Here is a 16,496-nt window from a genome sequence, read left to right as displayed (position 1 = left end):
CCGATTCCACCACTCGGGCATAAGTGTTGTTTTAATTGTTAATATAACAACTAAACAAAATTTGTGGAGGCGCGACCCGGAGTCGAACCGAGGTCGACGGATTTGCAATCCGCAGCATAGCCATTCTGCCATCGCGCCGATATAAACATGATTTGGAGCGACATATCGGGTTCGAACCGATGACCTATACCTTGGCAAGGTATCGCTCTACCAACTGAGCTAATGTCGCGTAAATCATTTGTTTATCTTTTCAAATAAACCTGATGTCTTGTAGCTAAAACCTTTTGGTTATAAGCCGAAGCATCCTTGTCTACGGGGGTGCATTCTACCGATTTCAGTGTCGGTGTCAATTGCTGTTTTCAACAAAATTAACTGAGTGAACACTAAGTAAACGTATTGAAGTTTTATTGCGCTACTCAGCCGTTAAGTCTTTCCATGCTGCAGAAATATAGCTCATCATCGACCAGAAAGTCAGCACTGCAGCAATATAAAACAAGCCATAAGCCACATCGGTCAAAAATTCATTCGGCTGCCAGATCAAACCAACAATCGCCGCCATTTGCGCCGCCGTTTTGTATTTACCAATCCATGATACTGCGACAACACCGCGTTTACCGATTTCTGCCATCCATTCACGTAGCGCAGAAATCACAATTTCTCGGCCGATCATGAATAATGCCGCTAAGGTTAGATAAATATTATCATTTTGCTGCACTAGTAATACTAACGCCGTGGTCACCATTATTTTATCGGCAACCGGGTCAAGAAAAGCACCAAAGCGAGTCGACTGCTTTAATTTTCGCGCCGCATAACCGTCTAACGCATCAGTTACCGCAGCAAGCCAAAAGATAAATGCCGAAGCAAAAGGGGCCCACGAATAGGGAAGATAAAACACAACAACAAATACCGGCAATAAAACAAGCCGAAATAAAGTTAATGCTATAGGTAAATTAAAAGGCATGAACGAAACCAAATAGTCAGAAGCAGCGCCAATCTTGCCTTAATTTTATCCCCCTCGCAATGCATCATGGATTGTTTGTGCCATTTCTAGGCTAATTCCAGGAACTTTTGTTAATTCAGCGACACTTGCGCCCTTCACTTCTTGAATACCGCCCAAATGTTGTAACAATAGTTTGCGCCGTTTAGGCCCCACACCAGCAATGGATTCTAGCGTCGATGTATTTCGGGTTTTCTGGCGCTTATTTCTATGGCCTGTAATTGCAAAGCGGTGGGACTCATCACGGATATGCAAAATTAAATGAAATGCTGGTGAATCACTGGGTAATTCAAAGGTATCTTCCGAGCCACCAAACACAAAGGTTTCAAGCCCTGCTTTACGACCTTCGCCTTTCGTTACCCCGATCAGTAAAGGCGCATTATCTAAATGCACACATTTTTCATCAACTATTTGCTGTGCAATACGTAACTGGCCTAAACCACCATCAATAAATACAATATCTGGCACCTTACCCTTGCTATCAATTTTATCAAATCGGCGACTTAAGGCTTGTTCCATGGCAGCATAGTCATCACCACCGGTAATGCCATTAATATTGTAGCGGCGATAATCGGACTTGTGAGGCCCCTCACGGTTAAACACCACACAAGAGGCAACGGTACTTTCGCCCATGGTATGGCTGATATCAAAACATTCCATCCGCTGGATTGGGTGACCTAGCTCTAATGCTTCTTCTAATAATTGAAAGCGCTGCTCAACGGTATTTTTGTGGGACAGGCGCGTATTAACCGCATTGGTGGCATTGGTTAGTGCTAGGCGTAAAAAGTTTGCTCGCTCACCTCTGACATGTGTTTTGATTTCAAACTTTCGTTCTAATGCCGCAGATATAGTTTGTTGTAATCTAGTTAGTTCTTCAAAGGAGTGACTTAATAATACTTCTTTAGGAATTGTGCGCTGGATGTCGGCATTTAAATAAAACTGCCCCATAAAAGAGACGAGTACTTCTTCAAGCTCAGTTTGTGCTGGCACGGTTGGATAATAGCTGCGACTGCCAAAGATTTTACCATCTCGTATAAATAATAAATGAAAACAAACGATACCTGATGCGTAATGTACCCCTATCACGTCCATATCGCCTTTGTGATTAGACACTTCTTGCTGCTCAGCCACTCGCCTTAGGGCGGTGATTTGATCGCGAAATTGCGCTGCATGTTCGTACTCTAGCTCATTGGCAGCCTTATCCATCTTCACCACTAGCTCACTGATCACTTGCTGATCTTTGCCTTTTAAAAACAGGCTGGCTAATTTCACTTGCTCGGAATATTCATCATCGCTTACGCGACCAACACAGGGTGCACTGCAGCGATCTAATTGATACTGCAAGCAAGGTCGAGAGCGCGACTTATAATAAAGATCATCACACTGACGAATAGGAAACAGCTTTTGCATCAGATGTAAGCTTTCTCTAACTGCACCGCCATTTGGATATGGGCCAAAATAATGGCCTTTTTCACGCTTAGGGCCACGGTGATAAGCAAGTCGTGGATGCTTATGGCCACTGAGCAAAATGTAAGGATAGGATTTGTCATCACGCAGCAATACATTGTATTTGGGCATGTATTGCTTGATGTAATCATTTTCGAGCAATAACGCATCGGTTTCACTGTGGGTCAGTGTGACATCAATATTGGCAATACGCGCCACTAATGCTTGAGTTTTTACATGGGGAATATTGGCTCTGAAATAAGATGATAAGCGCTTTTTAAGATCTTTTGCTTTACCAACATAAATGACTTCGCCCTTGTCATCGTACATCCGATAAACACCTGGCGAAGAAGAAACATTCTTGAGAAATAACTTTGGATTAAAACGAGATGGCATCAACTATCCTAAAATAGGTGTGAAATACCAGTTTGACTCAACACCTATTAACTAAAAAGAACTGGCATCAAGCATTTTGTAGCGAATCGCCAAACGGGTCAACTCTACATCACCACCAATATTCAACTTGGCAAATAAACGATAGCGATAACTGTTAACGGTTTTCGGGCTTAAATTGAGCTTTTCAGAAATGTCGTTGACTTTTTCACCATTGGTGATCATCAACATAATTTGAAGCTCACGTTCTGACAGGCTGCTAAAAGGGTTTTCGTCTGTTTGACTAAACGGACTCAAGGCCATTTGCTGGGCAATCTCTGGAGATAAATAACGTTGCCCCCGAGATACCTGCTGAATGGCTCTTAATACCTCAGGCTGTGTTGCCCCTTTGGTTAAATAACCAGAGGCGCCAGCTTGCATGACTTTGGTAGGAAAAGGGTCTTCAGTTTGTACGGTTAATACGATGATTTTAGCTTCAGGTTGATAACGTAAAATTTTACGGGTCGCTTCTAAACCGCCCATACCGGGCATGTTCATATCCATCAAAATAACATCAGCTTCATTTTGACGTGACCACTGCACGGCGGTTTCGCCATCCGGCGCTTCGCCAACCACTTTTATACCACGCTCATCTTCCAATAAACGTCGAATACCGGTTCTCACTAGCTCATGATCATCAACTAAATATACTGAAATCAACTTCAACCCACCTTAAGCGTATTCTTCCTGAATTTTTATCATATCCTTACCGTTGTAATTTAGCCTATTGAACGAGTATCGCAAAGCAATATTAACCACAATAATGGCATAATTGTTCACTCCTTATGCAACCACTAACAACTAGCCCCTGTTGACGGTTAATTATTAGACTGTTGCGATATACAAATATAACAACCAACAAAAAACCGTAGCAGTTGCCTACTACGGCTTTTAATTTTTTGTGCTTCAAGTCATTAGAAAAAATTAGTCTTCACTATTTTCCATGAAATCATCAGAAAAATCGGTTTCCCAATACTTATAACCTTGTACGGTTGCCTGAGCTGCGGCGCCCATTAAGTTAACTTGATAGGTTTTTACACCTGTTACATCAACTGATTGGTTAGCTGAAGCTTGATCGCCACTGTCTTCATATTTAGCGCTCGCTTCTGCTTGAGCTTGGCCTTCATAGCCTGACTCTTTAAAACGTGTCATAGCATTATTATTCATAAATGCTTGCACGAATGCCATTTGCTTCCAGCCAATGCCAGCACCGACGCCTCCGGTTGCAAAACGGTAATAGGAGTTTTGGCCTTTAGAGGTGAGTACGCAAACACCGCCACCGGTTGATAATGCAAATAAGTAACTATTGCTGCCAGTGCACACGACATATCCCACAGAGCTCGCTACCGCAGCTTTAGCTTCATTGTGCTCAGCATAAATTTCTTGCAATGCGGCTTGGGTTTCTTTGCGGGCATTGGCTTTTTTAGCCTCTGGTGTATCACCTGTAGCACAGCCGGTTAACAGTGCTGGAAGCATAACCGCAGCCAGCAGCATTTTTTTACTGAAAAGCGTATTAGACATTGATATTTCCTCTGTTGAACAAGTATTGCGATATGTATTTAGCCATAGCAATTATCGAGTGTATTTAATGACAGCATTTAACGGCACATCAAGAATATGAGCCGCTTATATTCGGATCATACTCGCTATTCATCGTTTAAAATCACAAATGGCTTATTTAGCCAATAACTGCTTGTGAATCCAACAATAACTGACGATAACAGTACCTAATTCATAGCAAAATTTTGACAAACACTCCCAACACCTCAACTTTTATTACATGCTTTTAAACTGCTACTATGTATCGCTTTCATTAAATTTAGCCTTTATTTCAAGAATTTGATCTAATTTTTCAACAAAAAGTGGCACAAGCTGCGGATCAAAGTGTGTTCCAGCTTCTTTTTTAAGTAATTCAAGCGCCTTTTCAACGTGCCAGGCTTCCTTATAAGGACGCTTACTGGTGAGTGCATCAAACACATCTGCCACTGCCACAATACGGCCATAAAGCGGTATATCCTCTCCGCTTAAACCATTGGGGTAGCCACTGCCGTCCCACTTTTCGTGATGGGTTAAGGCTATAGTTTGCGCAACATCCATTAATTCAGAGTCTTGCTCGCCTAAAATTTCAGCGCCGATTTCACAGTGCTTTTTCATTTGTTCAAATTCGTCAAAATCTAATTTGTCGGTTTTTTTTAAGATGGCATCCGATATGCCGATTTTACCCACATCATGCATGGGGGCGGCGTGCATTAATAGCTCGGCATCGTCTTCGCTTAACCCTGCTGCAAGGGCCAATATATGGGTGTAATAACTCATACGGATAACATGCATGCCGGTTTCGTTATCTTTATATTCAGCAGCGCGCCCAAGGCGGCGGATCACGTTCAATTGATTTTGGGCAATTTCAGCTGTTTTTTGCCTTACCTGTAAGGCCAACAAGCGGCTTTGACTGGTTAAGGCTAACTGGGTTTGCACTCGCCTAAGCACTATGGGGGGATTAAAGGGTTTGGTGATGTAATCTGCTGCCCCTAACTCGAGCCCTTTTAATTCATCTGCCGCAGATATTTTTGCGGTAACAAATATAATCGGAATGTGCTGGGTGCGTTTATCTTGTTTCAATTGCCTGCAAACTTCAAAACCGTCAATACCGGGCATCATAATGTCGAGCAAAATGAGGTCTAATGTCATTGCCTTAGCAATTTTTAACGCGAGTTTGCCGTTCTTGGCAATTTTAATCTGATAGTCAGATTTTAATACACTGGCTAACACATCGATATTTTCAGCGGTATCATCGACCACTAAAATGGTTTGCCTTTCCATTTGAACTCCTATTAAACGCAAAAATTTTTAGTGAATAAGCCTCAATTACATGGCTGTTACTTTCTCAAGCATTTGGTTGGCAATTTCGAGACCACGATCCAACTCGTATTCCGACAATTGATAATCAAGCTGTTGATACTCATGTATTAATGGTTTTAAGTTTAAGCATTGTCCGTGGCTAATAAAATACTCTGTGGCTTCCATATCAAAATTCGATAGCATTGAAATGAGGACTTCTAAGGTTTCAATTGCTAATGACTTATTCAAAGTTTGATTTTCTAATGCAGTTTGGGCGAAATCAGCACCTATTGGTTGTAGCTTTGATAATTGCAATGGCTCTGATATTTGTAGTCGCTTAGGCAATAGCCGTTCAATGTCATGACATACTCCTTGTAACTCTATTGATAGTTTTGTAAAAACCCGCTCATAGTGTGCTTCAGATAGACTATCAAGCGTTTGTTCAAACTTTGCTGCCAATGTGGCAAGCATTTGTGCGCCAATGCTGCCAGCAACCCCTTTTAAGGTATGTACCAACCGCTGAGTCAGTTCGGTATCATTATCTATAACAGCTTGTTCAACATACTGCGGAAAAGCTTTTTGCCCTCGGATAAATCTTACTAATAATTTGTGATACAAGCTTATATCACCTTGAATTCGGCTCAAGCCTAGGGCTACGTCAATATGATCACAGGCAATTGAATTGAGGTTTAGGGCAAACTTAACGACATCGGCATCTGTCGTTTCTATTGCCGATTTCGCTGGCTTAGTAGTGTTAGTGGCAACCGTTGGGCTTATCCATTTGGCCATAGTGATAAACATCGACTCAACGTCAATAGGTTTAGAGATATGATCATTCATCCCAGCGGCTAACGCTTTTTCACGGTCACCAGCCATGGCATTCGCTGTCATGGCAATAATGGGCAAGTGTTGAAATTGTGGCTGCAGCCTGAGTAACGAGGTCGCAGTGTAGCCATCCATCACCGGCATCTGGCAGTCCATTAACACCCCATCAAAATCTTGCTGCGCTAAACACTCAATGGCTTGTTGACCATTCTCAGCCAAAACAGTATCAATTTGCTTATTAATTAATAACTCTTCAATTAACTCTTGGTTGAGATCATTATCTTCAACAACAAGCACCTTTGCTCCTACCAAAGAGGTGATCGCCTTATCGAATGGGCTTTGAACCTTAGTTCGAGGATCTGCTAAAGATTTCCCAGACACTAATGAAGATAGGCTTTGGGTTAATGTTGTTAACGTAATAGGTTTAGTTAAAATATGGTCGATGTGAACAGACATTAGACTCATGAGTAGCTCTTCTCTACCAAAAGCGGTAATCATGATGAGTTTAGGTTTAAGCTCGGGCGCAAGCTCGCCAATAAACTTAGCTACATCAACACCGTCAACCCCTGGCATTTGCCAATCGATTAAAGCAAAATCTGGCTTATTACCTGCCGCAATATATTGTATAGCCTCACGGCCACTGGCAACGGCTACTACTTGTAAACCTATTGAGCCCAATAGGTTATTCAGTATCGAGCGAGCGATATCATTATCATCAGCCAGCAACACTGATTGCCCATCAAAGCGACGTTTTTCCAAGGTATCGAGAGTCACTGACGTTGAACGACTTAACTCAAAAGGACAATACAAACTAAACGTACTTCCCTGCTCAAGCTCACTTGTTACCGTTATGCTGCCCTGCATTAATTCGGCTAAATTCTTACAAATGGCTAAACCTAAGCCTGTGCCGCCGTATTTTCGGGTAGTTGAAGCATCAGCTTGGGAAAAGGCTTTAAACAATCTTGATTGTTGTTCTTGACTCATTCCGATACCGGAATCTGTTACTGAAAAGCGAATGAAAGCCTGTTGGCTGGTTAACCTTTCGAGTTTGACTGCAATAATAATATTGCCACGTTCAGTAAACTTTACCGCGTTATTGGCGAGGTTAATGAGCACTTGCCCTAGGCGAAGTGGGTCTCCTAATAGGTTTTTAGGGATAGTATTATCAATATCAAATAGCAGCTCTAAACCTTTATCTGCGACCTTGATCCCAATGAGGTTATTAACATTGTTTAACACTGCTTCGATATCTAATTCGATATGTTCTAAAGCTAGCTTACCCGCTTCAATTTTAGAAAAATCGAGAATGTCATTAATAATCCCTAATAAGGATTGTGCCGAGCGATGGGTTTTTTCAATATAATTGCGTTGCTGAGGGGTCAGCTGGGTGTCTAATGCTAAATGGGACATGCCAATTATGGCATTCATCGGTGTACGAATTTCATGACTCATATTGGCTAAGAAATCACTTTTTGCTTGATTTGCACTATCAGCGGCTGAAATAGCGGCGGCAAGTTTAGTTTGTAATGCTCGCGCTTCATTAATGTTGATATGAACCCCACTGATCCGATCGGGAACCCCATGCTTATCAAAAGAGTAAGGTTGTCCAACGCTTAAAATCCAATCGTAACTGCCGTCTTTTCTGCGCATTCTCAGTTCATGGCGAAGAATTTTATTGTCACTTGCAGCCAATGCTTGTTGCGGATTGGAGATCAAGTTTTGCTCATCGGGGTGGACTAAATCAATAAAGGTTTGCGCGCCATTGATTAATGGCGACCACTTGTCATCCTCTTGACATAAATCAGTTGGTTCATAACCTAGCATCTTTGAATACATGCGGTTAACCACGACTTGTTGCTCATTAGGATAAAAGTCCCACATTCCCATTTGCGCACTTTCTGAGGCCACTTCTAACTTTTCTTCTGATGCGAGTAACCGATTGGCAGCAATTTTTTGTTCGGTAATATCAAACACAATGCCATCAAAAAAACCTGACATGTTATTGCCATTACCGTCAAACTGAGCATTCATTTGTAAATAGCGTAGCTCACCTGAGCGATTAATAATTCTAAACTCCGCGACAATTTTATCTTGCGCTTTGATGGTTTGTTCAACCATGACTTTTAAATGCTCTATATCATTTTCAAAAGCAATATCAGCAAGTCTTCTAACTGGATGTTCACCGATAAAGTCTGCCATTTTATAGCCAGTTATTGGTTCTATGTTGGGGCTAATGTACTGTAAATGGTAATGGTTTATGTCAAAATCAGTGACTTTATATCTAAATACTGCGCCTTGAATATTCTCAACCAATGTTTGATATTGATGTTGATTTTGTAGCATCTCAGCACGGACAGTTTCTTGCTCATTAATATCTAATAGAGATAAACGGATTTCACTAAATTCACCCGCAACATCGGTTTCAACACGGGTCGATAATGAAACAATTAAGGTATGACCAGAATGATTAACAAGCTCTACACGTGCATCAGACGTATCAATGCCTTGCAACACTTGGCTAAAGATTTGTTCGCCTTTAGCGTGCTTAGTGGCGAGTACGTCATGCCAAGTTAACGACGAGAAGTCTTTTCTGTCGTAGCCAGTAATCTGTGCAAATTGTTTGTTGTGTTTAGTGAAGCGGCCTTGAAGATCTAATGTGGCATAAGCTACAGCAGAGTTTTCATATAAATCCCATAAACGCTCTTCACGCTCTTGTAAATCTTGGGTTCGTATTGAAATAGTTTTTTCTAACCTTTCATTGTCAGCTTTAAAGCGCCGATGTACATGACGACTTAGCCACCAACCACCAAATGTCAGAAGCAAGCAAGAAATGGCAATAATACCAATCAGCATCACGACAATATTTCGAAAAAATAAATAGTTTCGGCTGGCTTCTTCAAGGGTCATTTCCGTCACAATACCAAAACCGTAGCGCTCATCCCATTTCCAGACACCGATAACATATTGCCCCAAGTAATTACGATAAGGCTGATAACTATAACCATCGTGTTTAAGGCTAATTTCTTTTGCTGCTAAGGTTAACGCTCCCTTGCCCCGACGGCCGTTAGCAGGTTGCTTTGATAATAATCTCTGCGGATTAGTCACAGTCAAATTAAGTACTGATACCTGACCTGCTTTTAATAAACCCAGTGACACCAAGTCATTTTCATAGCGACTGTGAGACAGCATTCTTCCTTGGGCATCGACAAAGTATGATTCACCAGTGTCACCCACCGCGCCACTTTGAGTCAGCTTGGCAAATTCAATGTAAGGGTCAATACGAAGTGACAAAATGCCACTGATACTGCCATCATCTTGAGTAATGGGGCTTAAGGCAAACATGGTGAGTGTTTCAGCTTGCTTCAACCCAAATGGGTTTGATAACGCCACTTCTGATGGCATAGGTGGAGTAATGACAATATTACCGGCCAAGACTTGATTAAATAGCATCGGATACTGTTGTTTAACGATATTGATTTGACCTAAATTGCTGTCACGACTTGAAGATATATTGACTCCATCAACTGAGATAACAAAAAATCCTAAGGTGCCAAAGGCCTGACTATAACGCCCGTAAGCTTCGCGAGACCAAAGCACATGTTGATTTCCGACAAGTGGCGCTTTTTTCGAGTCTAACTTAGCTAACATTGTAGTGCGCTTAAGTAATAAAGGATTTGTAGCCACTGCACTCACTCGGTTTTGCCAGCCCAAAAACCAAGATGCCAAGGCTGCATCAGTGGTTTTAGACACCGACTCCAAGGCTAAGCCACTTTTTTGCAAGTCATGCTTATAAGCAACATTCAAACTAATTGCAGCGATAGATGAGATGAGCAGTAAGAAAGAAACAATGATGAGGCTAAAGTAAATCCTATTTTTATCGCCTTCAAAATAGCGGGCAATATCATGATTAACTTGCGCCTTTAGACGCCAAAAACACCAACCTAGTAATAGCAATAACCCAACAATGACGAGGCTTAATAATAGATTCATGTTTATTGTTCCCCATACTGTTGTGCGAGACGGTTGACCTTGAATATCACGTCGCAATAAGTGCTTTTTGAGTAATAGTTAGTTGCGTAATCTCTCAGCTTTATTGCAGTTATCGCTATAAATATTGCGTACAGTTGATGATAAGTCACTCCAGGTTATTTCGGTTCGTGGTTGGACATTTTGGCTCCAACTAAACTGGCAACAATGATCGCCATATAAAACTGACCTGTAATCGCTTCAGAAAAAGCGAAAAAACGCGCCATTGGCACTGCTGGTGATATTTCACCATAACCGACTGTAGTCAAAGTGATGTAACTGTAATAAATCACAGTCGTTAAATTATCGGTCCAATTTTGGGCTTCAATACCATTGAAAGCCACACCAAAAATCTCAATCAGCAATAGATAAATAAACGCCCAAATAAGCCCTAGTAACAGAAATATACAAATAGATCCGATAATTTGATTAGTAGAAATAACCCCGCTAAACAAGACCTGCTTAGCGGCGCGCCAGCTGGCCAAAATAAAAAAAGTTAAAATGGTAAATAGCGCGATAATATCAAGGTTCAACAATTCAAAAACTGAGCCGATACTGGCTACCACTAAGATAGTAAACATCACCCCGAAACTTGAGCGAAACCAGTGTTTATTCGCGCCTAATCCAATCACTGAAATAGACAAACTCATCACAGTTGTCGAAACAACAATGAGCTGGCCCTGTTCAAAAAACTGTTCCACAAAAGCTGAACTTAACAGCACTAACACCAACGACCCCAGTAGGTAGCTGAAGTTATCTTCTTCAGACATAGGTTTAACCATTGCAACAACTACCCTTGTGAGTTCTCTGAGTTCGGTAACACTTCATCACCATCAACTTCAGCCGTTTCAACCACTAGCCATGCTGAAAATAATTTATAACTTAAAGCTAAAATCACCGCGCCAACAAACAAGCCAACAATACCCGAGAGGATCATCCCACCGATAGCGCCTAACAAAATCACCAACATAGGTATATCAACGCCACGGCCCATCAACATCGGTTTTAAAAATGCATCACTGGCACTCACTAAAATGCTCCAAATCATAAAAATAATCGCGGTGGTTGATGATTCAACAGAAAATACATACGCAATAATAGGACCTAAAACCAAAATCGGTGGCAATTGAATAATCGCGAGTATTAGCACCAGTAACATCCAAATCCCGGTTCCTGGCACCCCGACTAAAGCAAGCCCAACACCTGCTAATATTGATTGAATAAAGGCTACCCCAATCACCCCCTGAACCACACTTCTGACGGTTGCAACGGCCAATTCAGAAAACTCTTCACCATGTTTGCCAGCTAGCCTGACTGAGACTTTATGGAACATTTGGCTTGAGCCAGATGCTTTACCCATAAACACCCCTGCGATAATGATTGAAATTAAAAATTGCAAAATTGTCATACCAAAACTACCAAAAGCACTGGCAGCCTTAGTCGAAAAGCTTTTTATTTCATCGGCATAGGTTTTTACCACATGCTCGAGATCTGCAGAGACGTCTGACCAGAATTCATATAGTTTCTCACCAACAATCGGGAGTTCAGCTACAGAGCTTTTCGGCGCGGGGATAACTAAAGTGCCGTCATGTATTTCTGCGACAAAGTCCTGCGTGCTTGAAACTATCGCACCTGAAAATAAGTAGGTAGGTACCAATAATATGGCTAAGGCCAGCAAGGTAATTAACAGGCTAGATTTACTCACCGACAATCGCAGCTTGCTACTGATAAATAACACCACTGGATACAGCGCAATGGCGATAATACCGCCCCATAAAATGGGCATAATGAAAGGCTGAATAATCTTAAAACACCATATGACCATGATAAAAATCAGGGCTATTTTAATCGCGGCATCCACTGCCGCATGAGTAAACTCTTTCGAGCTTGATATTGGTTTATCACTCATAACTTATCTATCCCTAATTAAATGCTGTTGCGTTTTAAAATTAAACCTTAGTTAATGTATTGACACCTTTATGAACATCGAACTTATTGCAGTGAAAAGCCATCACAACAATAGGTGATTTTTCAGTAAACCTAGTATTGATAAACGAGAAAATTTGATTTCCGCCATTAAATCAACACTTAGCGTTCAATAAAATATAGCCTAGCGGCTACAATAAAACCGCCTAATCATGATTAGTTTGTAAGAACTTCCAATTTCTGGTTTCTAAAAAAAATGAAGCCACAACCATATAAACACCGACAATAAATAGCTGCGCAATACGAATATAGAAGTTGGTTGCGACATCGGCATCTGTTGACGAAGCCGTCGAGCCGACAACCACTAGCAAGGCTGAAAATATCCCCGCAAAAATAGGCGCTTTAGCAGGATCATCATAAATTTTTTGTGCAAAAAATAACGCGGCTATCATAGTGAGCCCGATATAAAACGCTAACTCAGGCACGACAACTAACATGTTATAAAAAATAATCGCCAGCACACCACCTATGCCATTAGTGAGTAATAAAAACAAACTCACTTTAACGCTCTTAGTGCCGGCCGTTTGCAAAGATAAAATTGCAATAAATATCATGGTCAGTAATGCGCCGGTCACCTCAAATAAAAAGAAAAAGGTGATCACCGGAAATGAAATAATTAATGCCCTAACTGACTCGTAAAGCCGCTCGTCATTAGATAATTCTGACTCAGAATGAGTTTCTTTTTCTGGTGCTAAATCAGGCAACAAAATATGCAATAAAGTAAAAATGATGACCGCCACCACGCCTGAAAAGCTTAAGCCGACACCAAAAAAAATCGCCGCACCTGGATGTAAAATCCCTAAATAGGGTAATACTAATGTCGAGACAATTAATATAGTGGCGAAAAAATTCCACTTGGGATCAGAAAACAGGTAATAGGCCCATAGCATCATTAATGCGAGTAATGGCAACAGTACAAATGGATATTGAACCGGCCCAAAACTCACCATCCAAGCAATGGCAATAGTGACCACCATTGAAATAAGCAATTCGTAAATGGTTTGCACTGTCGGCACCACTCTATCAACTAAAAACTTAGCGACAAACACCGGTAGTATAAAAGCTAATTGCCAATCAAACACCGCAGCTATGGCCACTGCAATGCCTATCCCCAAAGTGAAGCGTAATACTCGACGGGTAAATATCGCCTCAGCAAATTGAGCATTAATGGCTTTAAAGGCTAGCTCGCTATCTGACATAGGAGAACCAGCTAACGACTCGGATCCAAAACTTACCAAATAAGTTCATCAGTGAACTTTCTTCGGTATACACCATGACATCCGCTTGACCGCCGACACGTCGCAACCCTTTAGCCTCTTCGTCATCAAAATGAATGGTTACAGGAAATCGCTGAGATTGTCTTAACCAACCTGTTTGGCCTGTTGTTTGAGCCAGCTTTCCCGTTTGTTCACTTTGTCCCCAATCAACACCATAATCGATATAGGCTACTTTCCCAGTAAAAACCTCACCCGGAGCATAATCCAGTGCAAACTCGACTTTATCGCCCGCTTGCATATTGCCTAAGCTATTTTCTCTAAAGTTCGCTTCAATCCACACATCTTCAGATGAAATAAAGGTCATTACCGGTTGACCAGCGTTAGCATAAAAACCTTCTTTTAAACGAAAGTTTGATGCCACGCCATCGGTGGGCGCTTTAATTTCGGTGCGTGCCAGGTTAAGTTCAGCTTGCTCTAAGGCCAATAACGCTGATTTTACCGCGGTATTGTTTTCACCTTCTGAGCCCAACCTTTCTTCTGCTTTGGCTAAATCTGCTTTAGCACTAGCGACACCCGCTTCTGCGCTAGCAAGTTCCGCTCTAGCATTGTCGGCATCAGCCTCTGACATCACCTGCTGCTCAACCATGGTAAAAATACGCTTAGATTGTACTTTTGCATTAGTAAAGTTTGCCTCCGCATTAACAACCTTTGCTTTTGCAGCGGTGACATTAGCGGTTAAAGCTCCCATATTTTGCCCAGCCTGCGTCACATTTTGCTCAGCGGTAAATAATGCAATCTCATAATCTCTTGGGTTAATTCTCGCAAGCACCTGCCCTTTACGGATCAAGGTATTTGGCGTGGTTAAAATTTCAATTACCTCCCCTGAGACTTGCGGGGTAATGGGGACCACAAAACCGCGAACTCGACCTAAATCAGTTGAAGGAATATAACGATCAGCAATAAGATGAAACACAAACAAAAAAGCGACCACTATCAGTATGATATTGGTCGCTTTTCTTATTTTCTGATTTTTGGACTTATCCGCTGCGCCATTAGCAACATGAATGTCATCTGTAGGCGTTGATAAAACGGCTTGCTCCGGTGTATTTGCCGGTAATTCAGTGGATGAAATATCGTTATGCTTATCTGCCATACCCTTCCCTTGCATTGAAATCAATTGCATTACTTTTTAAATTAACGGCTTGCATGAGCTAATAATGTTAATAAATAGTAGAGTTGTTACATTAACGTCAGTATAGGATTATTTTTGCTCAAAACTCAACACTCTAGCTCAATGAACAAGCAAGAAAGCTGTGTTTAAGCCCTTTACTTAAGTTATTGATTTAACATTTTGATTTTAACTAATGATTTGAACGGCCGTTTGAGAAGGCCCTTGCTGGGGAATTGCATTAAATTGCGATGTATATTGTTACTATTACTACTTAAGAATCTATTTTAAATTAAGTGTATTCTTTAAAAGCTGCTTGGTTTTAATTGCCTAATATTAAAAAAGCAAAGCAAGTATAAAGATCAACTCAAAAGCATTCCTACAGAATGAAAAATCCTAATTAGACAAATCAAGACCTTAATTTCACCACTAAAAAACTAACATCTGCAGCTGGTAATAATCTGCCCATTTTTCACGCCAGATAAAGGTTTAGAGCTTATAAATTAAGCCCTAGCCAAATTTTTAACTTTTTTGTATATCGCTCTTAATGGCTTAATTTTTGAAAATTGCATTCTAATCGTCTCAGCAAGGTATTTTTTATTTTTAAACCGCTTAAGACCATTAGGCGCAATCATTTGGTTTGTATCAACACAATAAACAAACTTGTTAGACCGATTAGCAATTTCAATTGCTTGCTGATAATCACTTTCGATAAATAACACATTTGGGCTACGCTTAAAGTAGTCTGCCTTATGGGAAAAATAATCTACTTGGGCCCGTCTTGCGGCTTTTGAAGGCAAATCTAACATTTCTAGTTTGTTATAATTAACGCCATGTTTTGCCAGCCATTGCTCAGTATGTGGTCGAAATTTTTCTAACCTATTAGTTATCAGCACATCAACTTTCATGGTTGGGATAAATCGAGGAGTCGCATCAGCGAGAAACTGAATATATTTCTCCCCATCATCATTTTGTTCCTCAGTTGGATCCTGGCACAGGACACCATCAATATCGACACAAGCCTCAGTCACGATAGGATGATGAAATAAGTTCCATTCAAAAACCCGTGGAAAGTCCACATGCTCAAAAAAGATATCAACTTTGTCACTGACAAGCGCAGTGGTGTAAATCGCAGCTGTGGTCACCTTGCCTTGGAAGCTGCTAGGTATTTTGGCTAGCGCATCTATCATCGAACCACCAGTTAGAATGCTGTCATCGACAATTAAAATGTTGCTTGCTTCATGGGGGAAGTTTAAGGCTTTTTTGGCATCACGAGTAATGCCTTTACCTAACTTATCATTGCGAATAAAAGCAGGTAAATCGATACAGTTAGCATTGAGCAATAACGCCACCATATATGCAGGTACCATTCCACTTCTTGGAATACCTACAATTAAATCAAAGTCTTGTTGATTGATTTTGTGAATATTATTTTTAATATCATCACTCAAATCACAAAAGGACTTATAATTCATAGCAAACTCCAATGTTCATAGATTACAGCCCGATGCTTCAAAGCAGACGCTGTTAAGCTTAAATTCTACTAAATACTCATAGAGTA

11 protein-coding genes and 2 tRNA genes are annotated in these 16,496 nt (G+C 41.0%); all 13 read right to left on the bottom strand.

All coding sequences use genetic code 11. The features are described from left to right. Positions 1-64: 64 nt before the first annotated feature. Positions 65-138, bottom strand: a tRNA-Cys gene (locus tag AB4160_RS12185). A gap of 15 nt (positions 139-153) precedes the next feature. Then, positions 154-229: transfer RNA gene (locus AB4160_RS12180), tRNA-Gly, on the bottom strand. A gap of 183 nt (positions 230-412) precedes the next feature. Further along, positions 413-961, bottom strand: a complete 549-nt coding sequence (gene pgsA / locus AB4160_RS12175) for a CDP-diacylglycerol--glycerol-3-phosphate 3-phosphatidyltransferase (RefSeq protein ID WP_076539933.1) — start codon at positions 959-961, stop codon at positions 413-415. Between the two features lie 45 nt (positions 962-1,006). Continuing rightward, positions 1,007-2,839, bottom strand: coding sequence for an excinuclease ABC subunit UvrC (gene uvrC, locus AB4160_RS12170; protein WP_102440277.1), 1,833 nt, complete (start codon positions 2,837-2,839; stop codon positions 1,007-1,009). A gap of 51 nt (positions 2,840-2,890) precedes the next feature. Further along, a complete protein-coding gene (gene uvrY, locus AB4160_RS12165) occupies positions 2,891-3,535 on the bottom strand; it encodes a UvrY/SirA/GacA family response regulator transcription factor (protein ID WP_372004784.1) in 645 nt (214 codons plus the stop codon). A 264-nt stretch (positions 3,536-3,799) separates the two neighbouring features. Next, a complete protein-coding gene (locus AB4160_RS12160) occupies positions 3,800-4,396 on the bottom strand; it encodes a hypothetical protein (protein ID WP_102440279.1) in 597 nt (198 codons plus the stop codon). Positions 4,397-4,672: 276 nt separating this feature from the next. Next, the gene (locus tag AB4160_RS12155) at positions 4,673-5,695 is read right to left on the bottom strand and encodes an HD domain-containing phosphohydrolase (RefSeq protein WP_372004782.1); all 1,023 of its coding nucleotides are present in this window, start codon (positions 5,693-5,695) and stop codon (positions 4,673-4,675) included. Positions 5,696-5,740: 45 nt separating this feature from the next. After that, entirely contained in the window at positions 5,741-10,528 is a 4,788-nt protein-coding gene (locus AB4160_RS12150; protein ID WP_372004779.1) for a response regulator, read from the bottom strand. 155 nt (positions 10,529-10,683) lie between these two features. Beyond that, positions 10,684-11,334 carry an ion channel gene (locus AB4160_RS12145; protein ID WP_157937390.1) on the bottom strand — a complete coding sequence of 217 codons (651 nt, stop codon included), beginning with the start codon at positions 11,332-11,334 and terminating at the stop codon, positions 10,684-10,686. Between the two features lie 20 nt (positions 11,335-11,354). Then, complete coding sequence (locus AB4160_RS12140) at positions 11,355-12,473, bottom strand: AI-2E family transporter (protein WP_102440283.1); 1,119 nt, start codon at positions 12,471-12,473, stop codon at positions 11,355-11,357. A gap of 223 nt (positions 12,474-12,696) precedes the next feature. Further along, positions 12,697-13,749 (bottom strand): DUF2955 domain-containing protein, encoded by a 1,053-nt coding sequence (locus tag AB4160_RS12135; RefSeq protein ID WP_102440284.1) that lies wholly within the window; start codon positions 13,747-13,749, stop codon positions 12,697-12,699. After that, positions 13,739-14,920 carry an HlyD family secretion protein gene (locus AB4160_RS12130; RefSeq protein ID WP_102476056.1) on the bottom strand — a complete coding sequence of 394 codons (1,182 nt, stop codon included), beginning with the start codon at positions 14,918-14,920 and terminating at the stop codon, positions 13,739-13,741. The genes AB4160_RS12135 and AB4160_RS12130 overlap by 11 nt, the downstream gene beginning before the upstream one ends. A 518-nt stretch (positions 14,921-15,438) precedes the next feature. Further along, complete coding sequence (locus AB4160_RS12125) at positions 15,439-16,410, bottom strand: phosphoribosyltransferase family protein (RefSeq protein ID WP_303446762.1); 972 nt, start codon at positions 16,408-16,410, stop codon at positions 15,439-15,441. Positions 16,411-16,496 lie beyond the last annotated feature (86 nt).

It is taken from the genome of Shewanella sp. 10N.286.51.B8 (assembly GCF_041469325.1).
GTDB lineage: Bacteria > Pseudomonadota > Gammaproteobacteria > Enterobacterales > Shewanellaceae > Shewanella.
Note: the sequence above shows the minus strand (reverse complement) of the source record. Positions and strands in the feature narration are given on the sequence as shown.